Origin of the sequence: Phytopseudomonas punonensis, assembly GCF_900142655.1 — a bacterium.
GTDB lineage: Bacteria > Pseudomonadota > Gammaproteobacteria > Pseudomonadales > Pseudomonadaceae > Aquipseudomonas > Aquipseudomonas punonensis.
The window spans coordinates 1-22,060 of record NZ_FRBQ01000009.1 but is presented as its reverse complement, the minus strand read 5'-3'; the positions used below and the strand labels follow the sequence as shown (position 1 = coordinate 22,060).

At 53.0% G+C, this 22,060-nt stretch carries 17 protein-coding genes; 3 read left to right on the top strand and 14 right to left on the bottom strand.

The annotated features are described in order from the left end of the window. The first annotated feature begins 144 nt into the window (after positions 1–144). The 3 genes from BUC40_RS18450 to BUC40_RS18440 all read left to right on the top strand — a co-directional run bounded on the left by BUC40_RS18450 (position 145) and on the right by BUC40_RS18440 (position 5,280). Positions 145–1,914, top strand: a complete 1,770-nt coding sequence (locus tag BUC40_RS18450; protein ID WP_073267647.1) for an N-acetylglutaminylglutamine amidotransferase — start codon at positions 145–147, stop codon at positions 1,912–1,914. A gap of 131 nt (positions 1,915–2,045) precedes the next feature. After that, the gene (ngg, locus tag BUC40_RS18445) at positions 2,046–3,788 is read left to right on the top strand and encodes an N-acetylglutaminylglutamine synthetase (protein WP_073267646.1); all 1,743 of its coding nucleotides are present in this window, start codon (positions 2,046–2,048) and stop codon (positions 3,786–3,788) included. A gap of 298 nt (positions 3,789–4,086) precedes the next feature. Next, positions 4,087–5,280, top strand: a complete 1,194-nt coding sequence (locus BUC40_RS18440; protein WP_073267645.1) for an osmoprotectant NAGGN system M42 family peptidase — start codon at positions 4,087–4,089, stop codon at positions 5,278–5,280. 117 nt (positions 5,281–5,397) lie between these two features. Here the strand turns inward: BUC40_RS18440 and BUC40_RS18435 are convergent, their stop codons facing one another. From BUC40_RS18435 to BUC40_RS18370, 14 genes are all read right to left on the bottom strand, one after another. After that, on the bottom strand, positions 5,398–7,335 hold the full coding sequence (locus BUC40_RS18435; protein ID WP_083593632.1) for a polysaccharide biosynthesis protein: 1,938 nt from the start codon (positions 7,333–7,335) through the stop codon (positions 5,398–5,400). A 175-nt stretch (positions 7,336–7,510) separates the two neighbouring features. After that, entirely contained in the window at positions 7,511–8,089 is a 579-nt protein-coding gene (locus tag BUC40_RS18430) for an acetyltransferase (RefSeq protein ID WP_073267643.1), read from the bottom strand. Continuing rightward, positions 8,086–9,096 (bottom strand): MraY family glycosyltransferase, encoded by a 1,011-nt coding sequence (locus BUC40_RS18425; protein ID WP_073267822.1) that lies wholly within the window; start codon positions 9,094–9,096, stop codon positions 8,086–8,088. The genes BUC40_RS18430 and BUC40_RS18425 overlap by 4 nt, the downstream gene beginning before the upstream one ends. 49 nt (positions 9,097–9,145) lie before the next feature. Further along, positions 9,146–10,096 carry a UDP-glucose 4-epimerase family protein gene (locus BUC40_RS18420; protein ID WP_073267642.1) on the bottom strand — a complete coding sequence of 317 codons (951 nt, stop codon included), beginning with the start codon at positions 10,094–10,096 and terminating at the stop codon, positions 9,146–9,148. A gap of 1 nt (position 10,097) precedes the next feature. Next, positions 10,098–11,225, bottom strand: coding sequence for a non-hydrolyzing UDP-N-acetylglucosamine 2-epimerase (gene wecB, locus BUC40_RS18415; protein WP_073267641.1), 1,128 nt, complete (start codon positions 11,223–11,225; stop codon positions 10,098–10,100). Then, positions 11,218–12,228, bottom strand: coding sequence for a polysaccharide biosynthesis protein (locus tag BUC40_RS18410; protein ID WP_073267640.1), 1,011 nt, complete (start codon positions 12,226–12,228; stop codon positions 11,218–11,220). Before BUC40_RS18410 ends, wecB begins: the two co-directional genes overlap by 8 nt. 119 nt (positions 12,229–12,347) lie before the next feature. Continuing rightward, positions 12,348–13,205 (bottom strand): dTDP-4-dehydrorhamnose reductase family protein, encoded by an 858-nt coding sequence (locus BUC40_RS18405; RefSeq protein WP_073267639.1) that lies wholly within the window; start codon positions 13,203–13,205, stop codon positions 12,348–12,350. A 1-nt stretch (position 13,206) separates the two neighbouring features. Continuing rightward, a complete protein-coding gene (locus tag BUC40_RS18400; protein WP_073267638.1) occupies positions 13,207–14,442 on the bottom strand; it encodes a glycosyltransferase family 4 protein in 1,236 nt (411 codons plus the stop codon). Beyond that, complete coding sequence (locus BUC40_RS18395; RefSeq protein WP_073267637.1) at positions 14,439–15,563, bottom strand: glycosyltransferase; 1,125 nt, start codon at positions 15,561–15,563, stop codon at positions 14,439–14,441. The genes BUC40_RS18400 and BUC40_RS18395 overlap by 4 nt, the downstream gene beginning before the upstream one ends. A gap of 43 nt (positions 15,564–15,606) precedes the next feature. Further along, a complete protein-coding gene (locus BUC40_RS18390) occupies positions 15,607–16,641 on the bottom strand; it encodes a polysaccharide pyruvyl transferase family protein (protein WP_167369180.1) in 1,035 nt (344 codons plus the stop codon). Between the two features lie 91 nt (positions 16,642–16,732). Beyond that, positions 16,733–17,749: a glycosyltransferase family 2 protein gene (locus BUC40_RS18385; RefSeq protein ID WP_167369179.1), complete on the bottom strand. Its 1,017-nt coding sequence runs from the start codon at positions 17,747–17,749 to the stop codon at positions 16,733–16,735. Between the two features lie 375 nt (positions 17,750–18,124). Next, complete coding sequence (locus tag BUC40_RS18380; RefSeq protein WP_073267634.1) at positions 18,125–19,639, bottom strand: lipopolysaccharide biosynthesis protein; 1,515 nt, start codon at positions 19,637–19,639, stop codon at positions 18,125–18,127. Between the two features lie 23 nt (positions 19,640–19,662). Then, on the bottom strand, positions 19,663–20,238 hold the full coding sequence (locus BUC40_RS18375) for an acyltransferase (protein WP_073267633.1): 576 nt from the start codon (positions 20,236–20,238) through the stop codon (positions 19,663–19,665). Continuing rightward, positions 20,239–21,348 carry a DegT/DnrJ/EryC1/StrS family aminotransferase gene (locus BUC40_RS18370; RefSeq protein ID WP_073267632.1) on the bottom strand — a complete coding sequence of 370 codons (1,110 nt, stop codon included), beginning with the start codon at positions 21,346–21,348 and terminating at the stop codon, positions 20,239–20,241. Positions 21,349–22,060 lie beyond the last annotated feature (712 nt).

Here is a 22,060-nt window from a genome sequence, read left to right as displayed (position 1 = left end):
CGCCAGTTGCGCGCAGCATCTTTGTAATTGCTCGATCGACTCCGGTGCGCCCTGGAGCGCACTGGAACTCAGAACCGGAACACACTGGTACGGACTGACGTTAAGGAGGAACAGAGCCCAGGAAATACGCGGGCTTTATAAACTATGTGCGGAATAGCAGGCGAACTTCGATTCGATAAAAAACCAGCCGACCTGGCTGCCGTTGAACGCATCACTCATCACCTCGCCCCTCGCGGCCCGGATGCTCATGGCTTCCACAGCCGCGGCCCTGTCGCCTTTGGCCACCGCCGGCTGAAGATCATGGATCTCGCCGAGGCCTCGGGCCAACCGATGATCGATAACGATCTCGGCCTGTCGATGGTTTTTAACGGCGCCATCTACAACTACCCCGAACTGCGCGGCGAACTTGAACAACTCGGTTACCGCTTTTTCTCGGGTGGTGACACCGAAGTGCTGCTCAAGGGCTATCACGCCTGGGGCGCCGACCTGCTGCCGAAGCTCAACGGCATGTTCGCCTTCGCGATCTGGGAGCGTGACAGCGAGCAACTGTTTATCGCTCGCGACCGCCTCGGCGTGAAACCGCTATATCTGTCCAAGACCAAGGATCGCCTGCGTTTCGCCTCCAGCCTGCCGGCTCTGCTGCAAGGCGGCGATATCAGCAAGACGCTCGACCCCATCGCGCTGAACCACTACCTGAACTTCCATGCCGTCGTCCCGGCACCACGCACCATTCTGGCCGGTGTGGAAAAGCTGCCGCCTGCCACCTGGATGCGTATCGACACCAATGGCAAAGTCGAGCAGAAGCTCTGGTGGACCCTCAACTTCGGCCCGAATGCCGATGAAGCCAACTTCACCTTCGAAGACTGGCGCGATGCCACCCTCGACGGCATGCGTGAAGCCGTGTCGATTCGCCAGCGTGCCGCCGTGGATGTCGGTGTGCTGCTTTCCGGTGGTGTGGACTCCAGCATGTTGGTCGGCCTGCTACGTGAAGCCGGTGTCGAAAACCTGCTGACCTTCTCTATCGGCTTCCAGGATGCCGGCGGCGAGCGCGGCGACGAATTCCAATACTCGGATCTGATCGCGGAGCGCTTCGGCACTCAGCATCACCAACTGCGCATCGGCGAGAACGAGATTCTCGACCAGCTGCCAGCTGCCTTCCGCGCCATGAGCGAGCCGATGGTCAGCCACGACTGCATCGCCTTCTACCTGCTTTCGCGCGAAGTGGCCAAGCACTGCAAAGTGGTGCAGAGCGGCCAGGGCGCCGATGAGCTGTTCGCCGGTTACCACTGGTACCCGCTGGTCGACGGCGCAGACGATGCATTCGCGGCCTATCGCAAAGCTTTCTTCGACCGTGAGCACGATGAATATGCCGCGTGCGTGCAGCCTGCCTGGCTGACCGGCGACGTGTCCGGCGAGTTCGTGCGTCAACATTTCGCCCAACCGGGTGCCACCGCCGCGGTAGACAAAGCGCTGCGTCTGGACAGTACGGTGATGCTGGTCGATGACCCGGTCAAACGGGTCGACAACATGACCATGGCCTGGGGCCTGGAAGCACGTACGCCATTCCTGGATTACCGCCTGGCCGAATTGTCGGCGCGTATCCCTGGCCAGTACAAACTGCCAGAGGGCGGCAAGTACGTGCTCAAGGAAGCAGCTCGCAAGGTTATCCCTTCCGAAGTGATCGATCGCAAAAAGGGTTACTTCCCGGTGCCGGGCCTCAAGCATCTGGAAGGTGCGACCTTGGGTTGGGTGCGCGATCTGCTGGTCGACCCGGCTCATGATCGCGGCATCTTCAACCCGCAGATGCTTGACCGCCTGCTTACCGATCCGCAAGGCCAGCTGACCCCGCTGCGCGGCTCCAAGCTTTGGCAGATGGCCGCGTTGAATCTGTGGTTGAGCGAACAGGGCCTGTAACGATGAATCGAGGGAGCTTTGGCTCCCTCGCTCCCAACTGGAATGGCCGCATCCGCCTCGCCGCGGATAACAGACAGGTCAACCGATAGCCGACTAAAACCGGCCATGCGAAAGCAAAGGAACATTCTTCAATGCGAGCCACTGCCCACAACCAACGTCTACTGCGGGGCCAGTCCCCCTCCTACGAGCGCCTGCAGGCGCGGTTTGCCGAGGAGCACGGCGACGGTATCAGCCAACCGCAAATCGTCCACTGCGGCTGGGGCCGGCTGCTGATCGGTCACACGTTCCCGGATGCCGCCTTGCTGGCTGAAGAACTGCTCAGCGAGCAGCCCGGCGAACGTGATATCGCCCTTTATGTCGCCGCACCGCACCAAGTACTGTCCTACGCGCCCCAGCAACTGTTTCTCGATCCATCGGACACCCTGCGCCTGTGGTTCAGCGACTATCGCCAGGCACGCCGAGGCTTTCGTGGCTTCCGCGTTCGCCGGGCGCAGACCGACACCGACTGGCAGGCCATTAATTGCCTGTATCAGAGCCGCGGCATGCTGCCGCTGGATCCTCAAAAGCTAACGCCTCGCCATCAGGGCGGTCCCGTCTACTGGCTAGCAGAAGACGAAGACAGCGGCGCGGTGATCGGCAGCGTGATGGGCCTCAATCACCAGAAGGCCTACAAAGATCCGGAACTCGGTAGCAGCCTCTGGTGCTTAGCTGTAGACCCGGCTTGCAGCCGCCCCGGCGTGGGCGAAGTGCTGGTGCGCCACCTGATTGAACACTTCATGAGCCGCGGCCTGAGCCACCTCGACCTGTCAGTGCTGCACGACAACGATCAGGCCAAGAAGCTGTATTCGAAGCTGGGTTTCCGTGAGCTGCAAACCTTCAGCGTCAAGCGCAAGAACGGTATCAATCAGACCCTATTTCTCGGCCCTGGGCCGGACGACGAGCTTAATCCATACGCACGCATTATCGTCGACGAAGCCCGTCGTCGCGGCATCGACGCGCAGATCGACGACGCCGAAGCCGGCCTGTTTACGCTCAGCCAGGGCGGCCGCCGCATCCGCTGCCGCGAATCACTCACTGACCTGACCAGCGCCGTTACCATGACTCTGTGTCAGGACAAGCGCCTGACCCATCGCACCCTGAGCCGCGCTGGCTTGAGCCTGCCGGCACAACGGCTGGCAGGCAGCGCTGAGGAGAATGCGGCGTTTCTTGCTGAGCACGGTAGCCTGGTGGTCAAACCCGTGGATGGCGAGCAAGGCCAAGGCGTCGCCGTCGACCTGCGTACGCCTGCCGACGTCCAGGCGGCTATCGAGCGCGCTCGCCCATTCGACGAGCGCGTATTACTGGAGAGCTACCACGAAGGCTTTGATCTGCGCATCGTGGTGATCGGCTTCGAAGTAGTCGCCGCTGCGATTCGCCGTCCTGCCGAAGTCCTCGGCGATGGCCGCCACACCATTGGCGAGCTGATCGACGCACAAAGCCGCCGCCGCCAGGCAGCAACTGGCGGCGAAAGCCGCATCCCCAAGGATGCCGAAACCCTGCGCACCTTGCACGCGGCTGGTTTCGATTACGACAGCGTGCTGCCCCAGGGCAAACGCATGGCCGTGCGCAAGACCGCGAATCTGCACACTGGCGGTATTCTGGAAGACGTAACCGGCATTCTGCATCCAGTCCTGGCAGAAGCCGCGGTAAAGGCCGCACGCGCGCTGGACATTCCGGTAGTCGGTCTCGACCTACTGGTCCCCGCCGCGGATCAACCCGAACACGTGTTCATCGAAGCCAACGAACGCGCGGGCCTGGCCAACCACGAACCGCAGCCGACCGCCGAACGCTTCATCGATCTGCTGTTCCCGCTTAGCCACGGCGTCGGCGATTGATCGCAACACAGGCAGCGCTTGCCCCGCATTGCGGGGCTTTGGCGCCATCGAGATATCTCATACCTGCGTAGGAGCGTCGCCCTGACGCGCTCATGCGCAGGTATGAACAGCTGATCACTCCCGCGAAACCAGTCAAATGCTGCCCAGCAGCCCGAATACGGGCATACCCTGAAACCCTCGCAGCAAATACAGGTCAGGATGTAACACAGCGCAACTTTTCCGTCCGTCGACAAGCGTCAACGCATTCACCAGAGACTGACGCATCTCGGCGGCCCGCCCCGTCCTAGATGGAGAGCCCATGTCGCAAATTCCAGAACCCGATCTCGAGTACATGCAAAAGGTCCTGCTGGAGATGCTCGCCATTCCCAGCCCTACCGGTTTCACAGACACCATCGTGCGCTACGTCGCCGAACGGCTCACTGAAATCGGCATTCCCTTCGAAATGACCCGCCGCGGCACCATTCGCGGCACCCTCAAAGGTCGGCGCGAGAGCCCGGATCGAGCGGTTTCGGTGCATCTCGACACCATCGGCGCAATGGTGCGCGAAATCAAAGACAATGGCCGCCTGTGCCTCACCGCCATCGGCTGCTGGTCCAGCCGCTTCGCCGAGGGCAGCCGGGTCAGCGTATTCAGTGATAACGGTGTATTTCGCGGCAGCGTACTGCCGCTGCTAGCCTCTGGACACGCCTTCAACACCGAAGTCGACCAGATGCCAATCTCCTGGGATCACGTCGAACTGCGCCTAGATGCCCTAGTAGCGAGCCGCGCCGACTGCGAGAGCCTGGGCGTATCAGTTGGCGACTTCGTGGCCTTCGACCCGCTGCCGGAGTTCACCGAAAGCGGCCATATCAGTGCCCGCCACCTTGACGACAAAGCCGGTGTCGCAGCCCTGCTCGCTGCGCTCAAGGCTGTAGTGGAAAGTGGCCAGGAGCCGCCCATCGACTGCCATCCGCTATTCACTATTACCGAGGAAGTTGGCTCCGGCGCGGCCGCGGCGTTGCCATGGGACGTCAGCGAATTCGTCGGTATCGACATCGCACCGGTCGCCAACGGCCAGCGCTCCACCGAGCACACCGTTAGCGTGGCCATGCACGACTCGGGCGGCCCATACGACTATCACCTGTCCCGCCAGTTACTGCGTCTGTCCAGCGAAAACGAAATCCCGGTACGCCGCGACCTGTTCCGCTACTACCACAGCGACGCCCAATCGGCCGTCACCGCTGGCCACGACATCCGCACCGCACTGATCGCCTTCGGCTGCGACGCCACCCACGGCTACGAACGCACCCATATCGACAGCCTGGCCGCCCTCTCCCGCCTGCTCGGCGCCTACCTGCTCAGCCCGCCAGTATTCGCCAGCGATGCGCAGCCGGAAAACGGCTCGCTGGAGCGTTTCAGCCATCAGCTGGAACATGATGCGCAAATGGAGCCGGAGACGCGGGTACCGACGGTGGATAGCTTGGTGGGAAATAGAGAAAAAGAAGATAAATAAGAGAGGCATAAGGCGCCTACAAAATACTTTGTGGGCGCCTTATTATTTTTAAATTTCATTTAACCAAGTCCTACTAGCGGTAAATCTTTGCAATACCGATAGATAAGAGCGGCTAACTTATTCCGAAGGTTTTCGAATCGAACGGCGCAAATGCATCCAGTCAACGATTTCGCCCTCTGGCGCATAGCCTGAAACTGTTTCACGCAGCAACTGACGCACCCGATCATAATCGTCCTGCTCCACGGCGTTCAGCAGCTGAGATACAACGCCCTTGAACGTCTCCCAAGGTAGATGCTCTTCATTGGCGCGCATGATCATTGGATGCTCGGTCGGGATTACGTTCTCTCCGATGAGTAATTCCTCATAGAGCTTTTCGCCTGGGCGAAGTCCCGTGTATTCGATGCAGATGTCCCCCTTGGGATTGTCATCGGAGCAGACACTCAAGCCTGTGAGGTTGATCATCCTCTCGGCCAGTTCAGCAATCTTGACCGGCTGCCCCATATCCAGCACGAACACATCACCGCCCTGCCCCATCGAGCCCGCCTGAATCACCAGTTGTGCAGCCTCGGGAATGGTCATGAAGTAACGCGTGATATTCGGATGGGTAACCGTCACAGGCCCACCCTTGCGAATTTGCTCATAAAAGCGCGGAATCACCGAACCTGAAGAACCCAAAACATTGCCAAAGCGAACCATGGTGAAGCGAGTCTTGTTGACCTGATGCACGCCTTCCTTGTCACCGAACAGTATGGGAGCGGTTTCCCGACTTAACGCCTGCAGCACCATCTCGGCCAGGCGCTTGGTACTGCCCATTACATTGGTAGGCCGCACCGCCTTGTCGGTGGAGATCAGTACGAAGTTCTCGACACCAGCTTTCAACGCGGCCTGCGCTGTATACAGCGACCCCAACACGTTATTCAGCACGCCCTCGGCAATGTTGTGCTCAACCATGGGCACGTGCTTGTAGGCGGCGGCGTGGTAAATGGTATTCACATCCCAAACACGCAACAGTTCGACCTGTCGTTGCTGGTTACGCACCGAGCCAAGGATAGGAACCAGTCGCACAGCCAGCGACTCACGGCGAATTCGCTGCTCCAGTTCACTGTGAATGGCATATAGATTGAATTCACTGTGCTCAAACAGCAGCAACGTCTTGGGACCCGAGCCGAGAATCTGCCGACACAGCTCGGACCCAATAGAGCCGCCAGCCCCCGTGACCATAACGACCTGACCGCGAATGCAGCGCTCGAACAACTCACGCTGAGGCGGTACCGCATCACGCCCGAGCAAGTCGGCGATGTCCACCTCCTGAACATCTTCCACCTTGACACGGCCACTGGCCAAATCCATGAATCCGGGAACAGTGCGCACGTGCAGCGGATACTGCTCCAGCGCTTCGAGGATTTCACGACGACGCACCCGTGATGCCGACGGAAGCGCCATCAGGATCTCCGCAGCCCCCGTGTCATCGATCATCTGCTGAATGTGCCGTGGCGAATACACGCGCAACCCGGCAATAATCCGATTGGCGATATTCGCGTCGTCATCGATAAACGCAACCGGGCGCATCATGCGGCCCATGCGCAAGGCAGCCGCCAACTGGTTACCTGCAGAACCGGCTCCGTAAATAGCCACGGCGGGCAAGCCAGCCTCACGATTGTTGAGCTTGTAAGGCTGTTCGGCAGAGAACCAGTCACCCATGAAGTATTGACGCATCACTAAGCGCAAGCCGCCGATCAACATGATGCTCAGCCACCAATAATTGAGCACCATTGAACGTGGAATCAGTGCAGGAGCGTCGCGATATAGATATACGGCAAGTGCCAGAATCAAGGCCGAGAGCGTAACCGCTTTGGCGATAGCAATAAGCGCATCATTGCCGAGATAGCGCATCACTGCTCGATACAAGCCAAATCGTATGAATAACGGAATCGAAATCAGTGGAGCCAATAGGAACAACCATAGATGCCCATCAAAGGGTGAGACCCTGTCCACATCCCCTAAGCGCACCAAGAATGCCAGCCAAAGCGATACCCAGACGAGTACCACATCCATGGCCACCTGTACCAACCGTTTCTGGCGGCGGGGCAAACAGACCAACTGCGCTCGCAGTTGATCAGCAAACTTCAGCACAACAACACCTCATATCCCTAAAAAAGCGATATCCAAGTAAGCCGGACAGTACAAGTAATTCCAATATCGTCCTGATTGTTTACATCTGCAGTACGGTTCAACTTTTCAAAACTGTTCCGGGCGAAAGCAGCGCTCCGTCCTCGATTACAACATGATAACCGGCGCTACAACCAGCCTGCAGCCAGGCCCTGCGCCCCACTTTTACTCCTCCGGCCAGCTGCACGCCAACCCCCAGATGAGCAAATGCGCCCAATATCGCATCATGGTCAACGGTTGCATTGGCGTTCACGATAGCGCCACGTCCAATAATGGCACCTACTCCCACCATTGCCATGGCCATTACAGCGACGCCACGGCCGACTTCGGCGTCAGCGCTGACGAAAGCCCGCGGGTGAACAACCGTCGCAAGCGGTACATCGGCCGCCTCAATCATCTGACTCCATTTTTCGCGCAGTGTATTATTGCCCACAGCGGCAATCGCTGCCCGACCGATGCCGGCGTTAGCCGCAAGATCGTCGGGTTTACCAACTACAGCTATCCCGCAAAGCTCGCTCAACTCAGGCCATCGGTCATCCAGAAAGCGAACTGATTGCCACTGGCCAGAAAGCAGGGCTGCCTCGGCAACGGCCCGCCCATGCCCGCCCGCGCCAAGTATCAACAATATGCTCTCGCTCATTTAAGCTCCAAAGCTCCAGCGTTGAACTTCGCGGCCAGCCACACCAGTGGAAGGTAAGCCACCAGTAATCCGATGGTACCGTCCAGAATACCGAAACCGACTACAAGGGCAATTGGCAGCAGCCAGAACAGATTGATCGCGCCCACCACCAAGGTGACAGGCAGATGACGACCATAATGGCGTGAAGCGAACTGGTAGGCGTGGCTTCTATGCGCCTCGTAAACGCGGTCGCCGCGCAGTAGTCGCCGAAACAATGTGAAAGTCGCGTCGACAACGAATACTCCGAGCAATATCAACCACGCCCACAACAGCTGCGGCGAAGCCCAGGCCGCTTGCAAGGAAAGCACGCCGAGCGTAATCCCTAGAAAGCCGCTACCGGCATCGCCCATAAAAATACGAGCTGGTGGAAAGTTCCAGATCAGGAAACCAAGTACCGCAGCAGCCAGGGACAACACGATCATCAATGAGCCATGAGCATCCCCGAGCCAAACATAAAGCAGTGCGCCCCCTATACAGATGCAGATAGCCTCAACACTGGCGATACCGTCGATACCGTCCATGAAGTTGTAAAGGTTGAGCACCCAGACAAGATATATAGCCGCCAACAGATGGCCGAACCAACCAAGATCTACCAGAGTGCCGAATAGACTGACTGCCGGCAGCCCTCCCAGCCAAAACAGCGCCCAGCCAGCGGCCGAGAAATGCCCAAGCAATCGCCAGCGTGCGGCGATGTGCCCATGGTCGTCAAGAAAGCCGATCACGGCCACCAGTCCACCGGCACCACCCAAGACGAACACAACAACACTGTCGACCTTGCCAAGCAGGGCCAAACCAAGCACTGCCAGAACGAAGCACACCACAATCGCCACACCACCACCGCGCGGGGTCGGTATCGAGTGAGAACTACGTGCGTTGGGAATATCCATAAGGCTGCTAGCTAACGCATAACGCCTCAACAACCAGGTCAGCAAACACGACAGACTGGCAATGACCAGCAAAACAGTGATCAACAAGTAACTTCTCCTAACCCCGACCGATCACGGTAGGTATTGCTGGTCAGCCAGCATCGAAAGCCCGGGCAGTTTTGCGCAATGCCTCATCGACGCTAACAGGCGGCGCCCACGCCAATAGCTCACGCGTTTTACCAATATCTACCTGCAGGGAGCCGCAGAGCCGTTGTGCAATGGCACGCTTGCCAAGCATTGCCGCGCAGGCTTGCAGCAGGCTCGCAGGAACGGGCAACAACCTTGCTGGCCGGCCCAGCGCCGTGCCCATGCGTTGCAGCAGTTGCGTCGTGGATAAATCATCACCGTCGCTAACCAGAAATGTCTGGTTGGCCGCAGCGGGGTGATCGATGCAAGTGGCAATCAGGTCCACCAGGTTGTCCACGGCCACCAGGCTGCGCTTGTTTCCCGTGGCGCCCAGCGGCAGCGGAATACCTTTGCGCAACCAACTCATCATGCTGCGAAAATTGGCCTTCACACCGGGGCCGTAAACGAGCACAGGCCTGATGATCACCACTTCCATACCGGCCTCGCCCGCCAGCGCCCGCAAGCCTTGCTCGGCCTCCATCTTGGAAACCCCGTAAGGATCCTGGGGGGCCGGCGTATCGTCTGCACGATAAGGATGGCCGGGCTCGGTGCCCTCGCCATTGACCTTGATCGAGCTGATGAAGATGAAACGCTGCACGCCTGCAGTGGCAGCCTGTCTGGCAAGGTTCAGGGTGCCTGCAACGTTGGTATTTCGAAACTCGACGAGTGGGTCTGACGCCGTGTCGTTCATCACATGGACCCTGGCAGCCAAATGAACAACGACTGACACATCACTTAGAGCTGCATGCCAGTCAGCATTGGAACCTAATGACGGAGCAAGACAGTTTTCTATCTTCGGAGAAAAGGCAGAAACGTTGCGCGAAGCAGCACGCGGCTGATAACGAGGATCGTTAGTCAAGCGTCCAACAAGCGCCTGCCCGACAAACCCACCGGCCCCAGTGACCAAGATACGCATATCAGTCTTTTCGCCATACAGTACGATTGATGTAATCCGTATAACTCAAGACAACCCGTACCACTTGCAAAGAAACGGGCCCGCCATCGTAATCAGGAACCTGCGGGATAGTTCTGATGCCGGAAACATGCTGGCTAGTGACCACACGAACAGCAGAGAGGACGGACGAGGCTTTCAGACCACTCATGACTAGCGTGCCTTCATCCATACCCTCGGGACGCTCATGGGCATTGCGCAGAGTGACCGCCGGCAAATTGAGTAATGAGGCTTCCTCGGTGATTGTGCCGCTGTCGGATAGCACACAGAAAGCCGACATCTGCAGCTTTATGTAATCGAGTAGACCGAATGGTTTGACGAAGCGGATCAGAGGATGGTCAAGTGACTCGCCTAAGGCCTCAAGGCGTTTGCGCGTACGGGGGTGAGTGGAAACGATAACCGGATAGCCGTAATGATCCGCTAACGCGCGCAACGTAGCTAGCAAATCACGCAAGTTTTCGGGGGTGTCGACGTTCTCTTCCCTGTGCGCACTGACAATGAAAAACTTGCCTGCAGTTAGGTTTTCACGAGCCAGCACATCGGAAAGCTCGATCTTCGGCATGTAGTAATCAAGCACTTCCTGCATGTGCGAACCGGTCTTGATGATTGTCTCAGGGCGTATGCCCTCAGCGATCAGGTAACGGCGGGCGTGCTCGGTCAGCACCATATTAATGTCAGACAGGTGATCGAGAACCTTCCGATTGAGTTCCTCCGGTACACGCTGGTCAAAGCAGCGATTGCCTGCTTCCATATGGAATACCGGAATCTTGCGGCGCTTCGCGGCGATCACTGCCAGACAGGTATTGGTATCGCCATAGAGCAGCAACGCATCGGGCTGCTCCAACGCAAATACCTCGTCAGCCTTAGCAATGACTTCGGCGATAGTCTGAGCGGCGGTTTCACCAGCAGCGCCGAGAAAATGATCCGGCTTGCGAATTTCCAGATCGTCGAAGAAGACCTGATTGAGCTCATAGTCGTAATTTTGCCCGGAATGAACCAATACATGATTAACCTGACGGTCCATCTCGGCAATGACACGGCTCATCTTGATAAGCTCTGGGCGCGTGCCGACCAGTGTCATGACCTTAAGCATCGAGCTGCTCCTTGATGTAATCGAGTTTGAGCAGCAACTGCTGGATGCCTTCGATATCCAGGCGCTCGGTGTTATGCGAGGTGTAATCGTCAAACTCGGCGATCTTCTCCTCGCCCTCAACGAAATACTTTTTATAGTTAAGGTCGCGGTTGTCTGCAGGTATGCGGTAGTAGCGGCCCATATCCTCAGCCTTGGCCATTTCTTCCCGGGAGACCAAAGACTCGTAGAGTTTTTCACCGTGGCGAGTGCCAATCACACGGACGGTATTATCGCGTCCAAACAGCTCTTTAAGAGCTTGCGCCAACTCTCCGACAGTAGAAGCCGGAGCTTTCTGCACAAACAGGTCACCCTGCTGTCCGTGCTCAAACGCATGCAGAACCAAGTCAACGGAATCATCTAGCGACATCAAGAACCGTGTCATCTGAGGGTCAGTGACGGTCAGGGTCTCACCACGGCGCAATTGCTCTATGAACAACGGGATTACCGAACCGCGCGAAGCCATTACATTCCCATAGCGAGTAGCGCAGACAACAGTGCCGCCCTCTGGAATCATCCGCGACTTGGCAATCATCAGTTTCTCCGCCATGGCCTTGGAAATACCCATGGCATTGATCGGATAGACAGCCTTGTCGGTCGACAGCACCACGACACGTTTCACACCGCTAGCGATAGCGGCGTTGAGCACGTTCTCGGTTCCGTTGACGTTGGTTCGCACGGCCTCCATCGGGTAGAACTCGCAGGAGGGCACCTGCTTGAGTGCCGCTGCGTGAAAGATGTAATGAACACCGACCATGGCCTGCTTCAGGCTGTCGTAGTCGCGAACATCACCGATGTAGAACTTGACCTTGTCATTGGCCAGGGCAATGCGCATGTCCTCCTGCTTCTTCTCGTCGCGGGAGAAGATGCGGATCTCGCGCACATTGGTATCGAGGAAACGCCGCAACACCGTATGGCCAAAGGAACCGGTGCCACCGGTGATCATCAATACCTTGTCATCAAACATAAAACTTTCCAGGCCACGGGCGCAGGCTTATGCATGCGCGACTATTTATAGTGTAGTAAGGCCACACCCTACGGGAGCGGGGCTGACGCAAGGGAGACAATCGTAGTCCAACGCCCTTGTTACCGTTGCTCGTGCATCCGACGAATCAGCTCGGGCCAGGCCGGCGCTACATAGCCCGTGGCGTCTCGAAACCGGGCACCATCGAGCGAGCGGTCGATCACCAACGCATAATCTGGACGAATCTCGATCGTCTTGCCGTACTGCGCGGCCACCAAGCTGAGCAAACGGAACTTGTCGATCGGCTCCGCGGCGATATGATACAGACCATTGAGCTGCGGGTGCGCAATCACGAAATCCTTCATCACCCGCGCCAGCTCCACCGTTGGCAGGCCAGAAAAGACTGCCTTGGTAAAGCCCCTGACGCTGCTCTGCTGCGAAAGAAACCAGTCCACCAACGCATGTTTCGAGCCCAGCTCATGGCCGATGATCGATGTGCGCAAGGTGATCGCATGCGCCTGCTCGTGTAGCTCGCCAATGTACTTGGACTTGCCGTAGAGGTCCTCCGCATCCGACAGGTCACTCTCTCGGCACAACCCCTTGCGCCCGGAGAATACGCAGTCGGTGCTGACATGGATCAGCCTCGCCCCACTCAGCTCGCACAGCCGCGCGAGGCGGTGCGGTAGCATGGCGTTGATCGGCAATGCATTGAGAGGGTCATTGGCATCGGCCAACTGCTTGATCAGCCCGACGCAGTTGATTACCACGTCCGGCTTCACCCGAGACATTACGGAGGTCAACGCATCTTGGTCCAGCACATCAACGCCACAGAGCAAACGCGCATGGCTGTTCTGCGGAAAGTGACGCAGGGCCGCAGCACTACGCAGCGTGCCCCAGGCCTGGTAAGCCGCATCGGCAGAAAAAACGCGAAAAACGGCATTGCCGAGCATACCGGTGACGCCTAGCACGAGAACCTTCATATCATTCACAACCTTTGCTGGAGGGCGTTCCCGCCAAATACTTGACCAAGATTTCGACCTGCCGCTCCATCTCAAAATTGGCATCAAAATAAGCCTTGCCGGACCAGCCCATGGCAATACGCTCTGCGTCCCCCATTTCTTTGATACGCTGAATGTTAGCCACCAGCGGCAACACCTGTTCGGCCGGCGAGGCGAGGCCTGCACGCGCCTCGCAAACCACTCGAGCCCCCTCGCCATTCATGCAAGCGATGATTGGTCGACCAGCGGCCAGGTAAGCCTGAATCTTACTAGGGATGGTCTGTGCGAAGGCCGGTTCGTTATTCAGCGATACCAGCAGGGCCGAAGCACGCTCAAAGATCTGTGGCATCGCCTCCATGGGGAAACGCCCCGGCAGTACAAGATTATCCAGACCATGCGCCTGCTGCTGAGCCTTGAGCCAGGCCAAGCGGCTACCGCTACCCACCAGAACCAGACGGATATGCGGATCATCTCGCAGATGAACCGCCGCCTGCACGATGGTTTCCAGCGCCTGCGCCGTCCCCAGGTTACCGGCGAAAACAACGCAGAAATATTTCTCTAGCAACTCAAGCAACTCGCTCGGTACCGGCACCACAGTCTTTGAACTGCTTATATCCATGGAGTTGGGATAGTACTGAATCTTCGCGCGGTCAGCGTAGTGCGCCACCGGCTCGACGAAGGCTAGTGACTGTACGAGTAGCGTATCGCACTGATGGTAGATGCCGCGCACCATCCAGCCCACCGCACGCAGCAGGTAGGGTTTACGCACAAAGCCTGTGGCTGAAAGGCTCTCCGGCCAGAGGTCCTGCACCCATAGAGCCAATTTCGCCCTCTTCAACCACTTGAGCAGGATCGCTGGGATCGCCTGAGTGATCGGTGACGGGGCGAATACCAGAATGGCATCGAACTCACGCCCGCGCAGCATCCAAGGCAGATACAGCAGACCGCTGAATACAAAGGACAGGTAATTGAGGATCAGATTCTTCGCACCACCCTGCCCACGCGGCCACAGCGGCACCCGCAGCACCTCGATACGCCCCAAATAAAGTTCGCGCTGGGTACCCGCAGCGTGGTAGCCATCGAAAACCTTACCGTCGGGGTAATTGGGCTTGCCAGTAGCGACTACAACCTCGTGGCCCTGCTCGTCGAGCATGCGCACGATGTCATTTATGATAAAGCACTCCGGACTGAAGTATTGAGAAACAATAAGAAGCTTCACTTCTGCCTCCTATCAATCCATTCCGGCTTTCGTAGCTCTCCATTAATAAGCCAACGATAAGCCAGAAGATATTTCTCAACAATATTAGGCCAGTCGAAGTTCTTTTGTGCGTACGCAGAGGCCCGCTGCCCTATAATATTTAGCTCTTCGTCTCCAAGTTGCATAGCAGACCAAAGCGCATCACAAAGTTGCTGAGCATTATTATCAACTTGCCAACCAAGGCCTTCACGCTCAAGACACTCCCACGGGGTTGCCTTGGTTGTAATAACTGGAAGGCCTGCCCACAAAGCTTCAGCTATTACAATTCCAAAATTCTCACTATAAGAAGGCAGTATAAAAAATGATGCACCCTGATAAGCCTTCCACTTGTCCACACCGAATACCGGGCCAAGCAGTGTGACGCTGTCCTCGACATTGAATTTATGGATCAAGCGCATTAGCTCAGCTTCGTAACCAGGATCCGCATGACCGTAGAGCCTCAGCTTATAGCCGTGCTCTGCAGGCAGTAGAGACCATGCATTGATTAAGTCAGGCAAACCCTTTACAGGAGACAATCTAGATAGAAAAAGTGCAACCTTATTAGAAAGCACAGAGGGGGTTGATATAAAAAAATCCGCTTTATCAACTCCATTTTCGATTACCGCCACAGGCGGCTTCACACCCATCGCCCTAACGGTTAGCAACTCTTTCTCCGAATTGACCACCAACATATCCGCACTATTTAATATATGCTTTTGATACACCAACCAAGCTAATCTCTTCTTCCACGGCTTATGATTCATAGCCCAAGGTTCAAGCATGCCATGCGGACTAACAACAAAGGTTAAACCATTTTTTTTCGCAAACCTGTAAGCTCGCCAAGTAAAAGGAGTCCACAATCCGTGGACATGTAGCACTCCTTTCTTTTCCTTGTCCAGAGGAAATCTCTCAACACCAGAGCCAGTTGTTTTTACATCAAACTGCGAAGGCAAAAGTACGGCAGAATTAATACCGCTAAGCAAGTATGCATCACAGCCTTCCCGAATAAGGCCCTGATGAATTTGCAATGAAACACCAGCCACCCCACCGCCGGTCGGAGAAGAGTCATGCACACAAGTCAAAATCTGAATATTATTTTTCACCTACTCGCCTACTAACACAGACCAAATACAAATCATATGCAAATCACAAACCAAGAGAATCTACTGTAGAACTTATCTCCTCACGCAGACACCTAGCATCGCAAGACAGATATTCAGCTGCAAATATCTCAATTTTCTTTGAAACAATCCATGGGAGCGCCTTACATCCACAAATTTCGGCCAAGATTAGCGCATGCATTCTGCCAGCAATAACTATATCTGCCTTAGATAACTCATCCATAACATTACTCAGAGTCAACTCCCTATCGAAAAATGAAAATTCAACGCCAAGTGACATAAACTCTAAAAACGCAATAGTTTCATGTCTATCAGACTCCGTTGTCCATGCGAACCGTATTGCATACCCCTGAGAAGCATAGCCCTTTAAACTCTGCGCCCATTTTTCCCAATACTGCTCACGGCTTAGAATAGGCAAATCCAACTCTGGAGCATATCTTACGTGAACATCGTAACTCGTAACACATACAGTACACACCTTGAACTCGCTGATAGACCGAACAGGAGCAAAAAGAGCATAAGCCATATCCGGGCAAAACCGGGCATCAACATTAAACTCCTTTTTTAGACGAGCCAAACCCACTCTTTCACGAATAAAAATATCGTCCGCCATAGCAAAAGAAATTTTGTATAGGCATCGCTCATAATAGCCAAACCTCTCTCCCACGCCTACAGAAAGCAAAATAACTCTTTTACCGAAAAATTTTAAGGCCAAAATCCAGGTAAGCATTGCGATAGCGAATGAGGAGCCGGCTAATATTAACTGGCCACCACCTATAACCGCCGCCCCCTTGGTTTTATAGGATGCATAAAAAACTCTAAGGAAATTTTTTAAAAACCAATATATAGATTTCAACACAACGCTAGATGAAAAAATCCCTGTTAAAAATCCTTGTTGACGCTCCAAGTCAGCAGAAGATACACGCGCCCGAGAACGAGAAAAACCCTCATTACTAACCAAGTATCCTTTCGATGAAAATACGTCAGATAGCCCTCTTGCAATAGCTTGATCACCGACATTGTCAGAGAAATACTCGTTAATCAAAAGAACGTGTTTCATTCGCCAAACCATCCCACCATTCGCCTTACAGAAATTATAAGCTTCAACCCCTCAAAAGCTAAGCAGGTTAAAAACGAAACATACAAAACTACTAACGACCAATTAAAGACCTAATACCACCCTTTAACTTTAACAACCTCCGTTTTCCTTTACGCAAAATAAAAATCCATTGTGGAAAGAAGCGAACAACCCACCAAAACAACACTTGCCAATTGGTTAATTCAGATCTATGCCTAGAAAAATAATCTTTTTTATACTGTTTCGAAATGCCCTCATGCTTCAATATGGAAAAATGTTTATTAGAAATAGCTCTCTCAAAGGCTGACTTTTGCCTGTAACCAGTCAGCGCATTATACAACCTAACAGCACATAAATACTTATCGCTCCAATACATATATATATTAGGATTATTAACAACCGACTCAGTCCAGGAACCCAAGGCCATGGAGCGGTATACCGACATTGGCCGATCAATATACAGAGCGCCATTTTCGAAAGAAAAAATCAATTGCGTAAAAAAAGCAGTTGTATAACTCTCATACAAAGCCCTGATACTAGGCGACAAATTTCTATAAGCATCGCCTCGAATCAACATTGAGGCCGTCGGCATAAAACTTCCAGCAGAATCGATAATATCCTCAATTCCAAATACACAATCCCCATGCGCCCTTTTACAGAATAGCGAATCGACTTTATCACCAAACTCGTACTTAATGTATGATGAATGGAAAGACAAATCCACACTAGAAAGCGCATCCATCTTATTCACCTGAACTGAAAGTTTTTCTGGATCCACCCAATAATCATCACCCTCGCAGATCGCTATATACTTACCGCTAGCCATATCCAAAGCATTTATTAAATTTTTCATAAAGCCTAGATTTGACTCATTTCTAACAACTTTCAACCTACCATTAAACTTATCCCGATACTCATTAATAACATCCATTGTCCCATCAGAACTACAATCATCCGCAACAATAAACTCAACCGCAAAAGATGTATCCTGCCTCAAGAAACCATCTAAGGCATCCCTTATATATTTTTCGTGGTTATATACTATACAAACCACAGACACAATCACTCCTGACAAGACTTCAGCACTCATCATCACCTACTCACACCAAGACAGCGGCACACGCCAGTTAAACACTACCCGAGCTTTTATAATTAGCAACATCACTAAAAGCACGCCCAATACTCATTATACAAAACTACCAAAGAAAGACTCATAATTGCCAAATTCTCCAATAGACGCTGAATCCCTCTCAACAGTCGCCTGCAAGCATATTAAACCTTACAAAATATTCATAAAACATAAAACATAAAACCAATCGAACCACCTAACAAAGAGCCAAAATAAGAACTCACCACCATAAGCAGAAACCTTTCAAACACCCTTACACTTCCAAGCTCTAAACCCCAAAAAACCTCACACTAATAATTATCTCGTAGATTGCAACAGGTGCGTATATAGCCGTAGTCACCGTACAGACCTCCTCCGATAAAAGTAGCTTACCAGCCACCCCCGCGCGACATCAGATAAAAATAATGCCCCACCAACAAGAATCACACCAACAGCTACGACATAAATGAAATTTTCTAACCTAGTTGTTAGCTCAAGGTTTGGCATTTTCAGAAAACCCGCAAAAATCATTGTAGGTAGGATTATCAATAAAACATCTTTACTTAGCCACTTAACATGCAATCCAGGCTCAAGCTTATAATGCACATATGCAACCCACACCAGTAAGAATAAGCCATTCGATACCAACCATACATAACCGGCACCAGCACCACCAAAATATATTGCAGCAAGAACCATGCAGGGAACTAAGACAACTACCATACCTAAGTTACCAATAAGGTGGTAACGCAAATCGCCTTTGGCATATTGCAGATAATAAGGAAAAGCAGCTATTGCAAGGAATCCATTGCCAACGGCATATAGACGCAGAATAGGCGCCACCTTTGCAGCCAATTGCAGATCGCCAGTCCAAGCGAAAAGCAATTGCTCGGCACAGCATGCCAACGTAATCGCAGCGGAACCAGCTATGATGCTGACTAGCTGAGTTGAGCCACGGTATACACGGGTCAACTCATCATATTTGCCTTCGGCATGCAACCTAGCCATTCGCGGCATGATGGCGCTGCTAACGGGGCCGCTGATGACCATAATTCCGCTAGCGACTAGAACCGCCAGGGAAAAGTAACCGTACTCATCTAGTCGCAGGATGCCGGAGAGCACCAATTTATCGGCTTGAGTGACCATTACCCACACAGATGAAGTGAAAGCTATGGTCAATGCAAATTTCAACACGAGCCTTATTGGTTTGAATGACCAACCAATAGCTCCACTAAGATATCTGTCGGCGGGCAGCAACTGGCAACTTTTTGAGGCAAGCCCAATAATTTCAACCAATGCAACTAAGAATTGGTACACAAAAAAAACGAAAGGAGTGCAACCGAAATACCACATCACAGGCAAGACTAAAATGAAACGCAATGTTGCTACCAAAACACTGAAACTGCTCAGCCAGATCAACCTTTCTGAACCCGTTATAACGCCGCGATATAGACCACACATCCACCTCATGGCCACACTGGCCGACATGATTTCTACGGCAAGCCTCACCTCATCGATTTGCAGAGCTTCTACATTAAGCCAGTTACTAGCTATAAACTCAGAGAGCAGGAACAGCCCCCCACCACCAACTACAGCTATAGCGAAAAAAATCGAACTAAGCGCGCGATAAAGTTGACGATACTCAAGGGCAGGCATCGCACCTCCTCGGAAACGCGCAGTCTCGCGTCCGATAGTAGGCGTCAACCCCATGTCTAACAGGACAAAGCACGCCTGCAACATTGTGAAGAAGCCAATTAAACCATATGCCTCCACCCCCATATACTTAATATACAAGGGCAGCATAACAATGCCGACCATGGTTACATAAATTTGGCCAACATAGTTCGCGACTATATTTTTCTCTAAAGACAATGAAGATTACTCGGACTACAGCATTAATTATGAGGAGTGCTTCTCTGCAATAAACATCGCTCCGCTTCCAACAAGTCTCTCTTTCTCTCCTTGATTCTCTTTGCAGGCACGCCAGCATATATCCCAAAGGCCTTACAACCTTTTGACACCAAGCTCAATGCACCTATCGCAACACCCTCCTCAAGAGTAACTCCAGGAAGAATAACGCTTCCCGAACCAACGATCACATGTCGACCTATAACTACATCAGCATGCTCAACCCTAGTGAACTCTTCAGGCACCATAGGATTAGTCAAACTCTGTCCACTATAATCGTCATTACTGCTGTAAATCGCAACTCTTGATGAGATATTACTAAAATCAGAAAGTTTGATTTTCCCTGCACCGATTAACGAACTATAAACAGCAATATGGATGTAATTTCCAATTTCGATACCACTGCTACCTGCCGAAAGCACACAGAAGTCATCGACACGCACATTATTGCCAATAATAATCTTTTCACAATTATAGTAGGAGGCCTTATCAGAAAGCTTTGGATTTTCCCCAACACATGCAAAACCCATGCTTACGATTTGTTCACGAGTGAGCAGCCCCATTTACTCTACCTTCAGAGCATCAATAATTCGATCAAGCTCGTCCTTACTAAGATCCGGATAGATAGGGAGACATAGCACTTTCTTAGCCACTTCATTGGCCACGGGCAAGTTGTTACACTGCGCTGACTGCATCCCCCGATACATGGGAAATTCACTGATAAGAGGATAGAAGTAACGACGCGCATAGATATCTTTTTTCTTGAGTTGCAGGTAGAGCTCATCGCGGCTTATTGGATAATCCGCCTCAACTAAAATAGGAAAGTAGGAGTAATTTGCGGTTGCCTGTCCAACCCCCTCGACCAAGCTAATACCTTTCATACCCCTGATCCCCTCACGATAGACCCTATCGATCTCACGGCGCCGAGCTAAGGCTAAGTCTATATGCTTGAGCTGTAACAGACCGAAAGCAGCATTAACCTCGCTCATCTTACCGTTGATACCGGGAGCAACAACAGTGACCTCATCAACAAAGCCGAAGTTCTTCAAGTGGTTGATACGTTGTTTGGTTTTAGCATCGGGACAAATTATTGCGCCGCCCTCAAAGGTATTAAATACTTTAGTTGCATGAAAACTCAGGACACTAAGGTCGCCGTGGCGCAAGATGCTTCCACCTACATCCTCAACACCAAAAGCATGGGCAGCATCGTAGATCACCCGAAGGTTGTAGTTATCGGCAATCTTTTGGATAGATTCGACAGCGCAGGGATTACCATAACAGTGGACCGGCATAATAGCAGTGGTCTGCGGGGTTATCGCAGCCTCAATCTTAATTGGATCGAGGTTAAGCGTGTAAGGATCTATATCGACGAATACCGGCTTGATCCCGTTCCACAGCAAGGAATGGGAGGTAGCGACAAAGGAGTAGGGAGTGGTAATGACCTCGCCTGCCACGCGCAGCGCCTGGAGCGCAGTTAGTAACGCAATGGTTCCATTGTTGAACAAGGCAATATGTTCCACACCAAGGTATGCACACAGCTCCTTTTCAAGCTGCTGATGCATCACTCCACCATTGGTTAAAATCTTATTGGCCCAAATTTGTTCTAGATAAGGAAGGAACTCTTCCAGTGGAGGCAGGTAGGGCTGGGTAACAAAAACTGGCTTGTCGCTCATACGAGTTTCTGCCTCCGCGTGTTACGAACAATCTGACGGACAACCGCCAATACTATAAAACCTGCGCCACTGGTGCCGACAATCTTCATTCTACTTAACCAAATCAAACATGGATTTCCGAGCGACTTTCGCACTCACGCATAGAAAATATAAAAATACTAAACCTAGTATTGCAATCGCATCTCCACTGACAAGCTGGAAATATTGTACATATTAGATTGATAGCCGCAAAAAGAAATACACATATTCATTATACTGGCACTCATGTTGTGCGACCACTCATCTATATAGAAATCATCAGCCCTCAAAATAGACAAGTCTAGGATGACTCTTTTTTTGTTGCTCCTAGGGGGGGGCGCCTGTTTCATGCCCGGCATCACCCACATCTTGACTTTACGTTTCGGCATTGATCAATATCTTACCTGCAAAGGCAATCTTTTTACTCACAGTACCTTTAAAGCGCTTAGCCAGCATACTTTTATCACACAGCTAGCCATACTCAATTGGCCCGCTCTGGCCCGTATGAGCCGAATAGCCGCCCATGCCTATAGTATGAATTTGAGCTCGAATGTCATAGCGTTGCCGTCCAGATTTACACGGCTGTCATGCGGGCCTCAGGCTAGGCGGCCGGTGGGGAGGACTACGCCTAGTGTAGTGGTCTACTGATCCCGGACACCCATTTAGGGCGAGAATACTCGCCATAGAGAGGTGT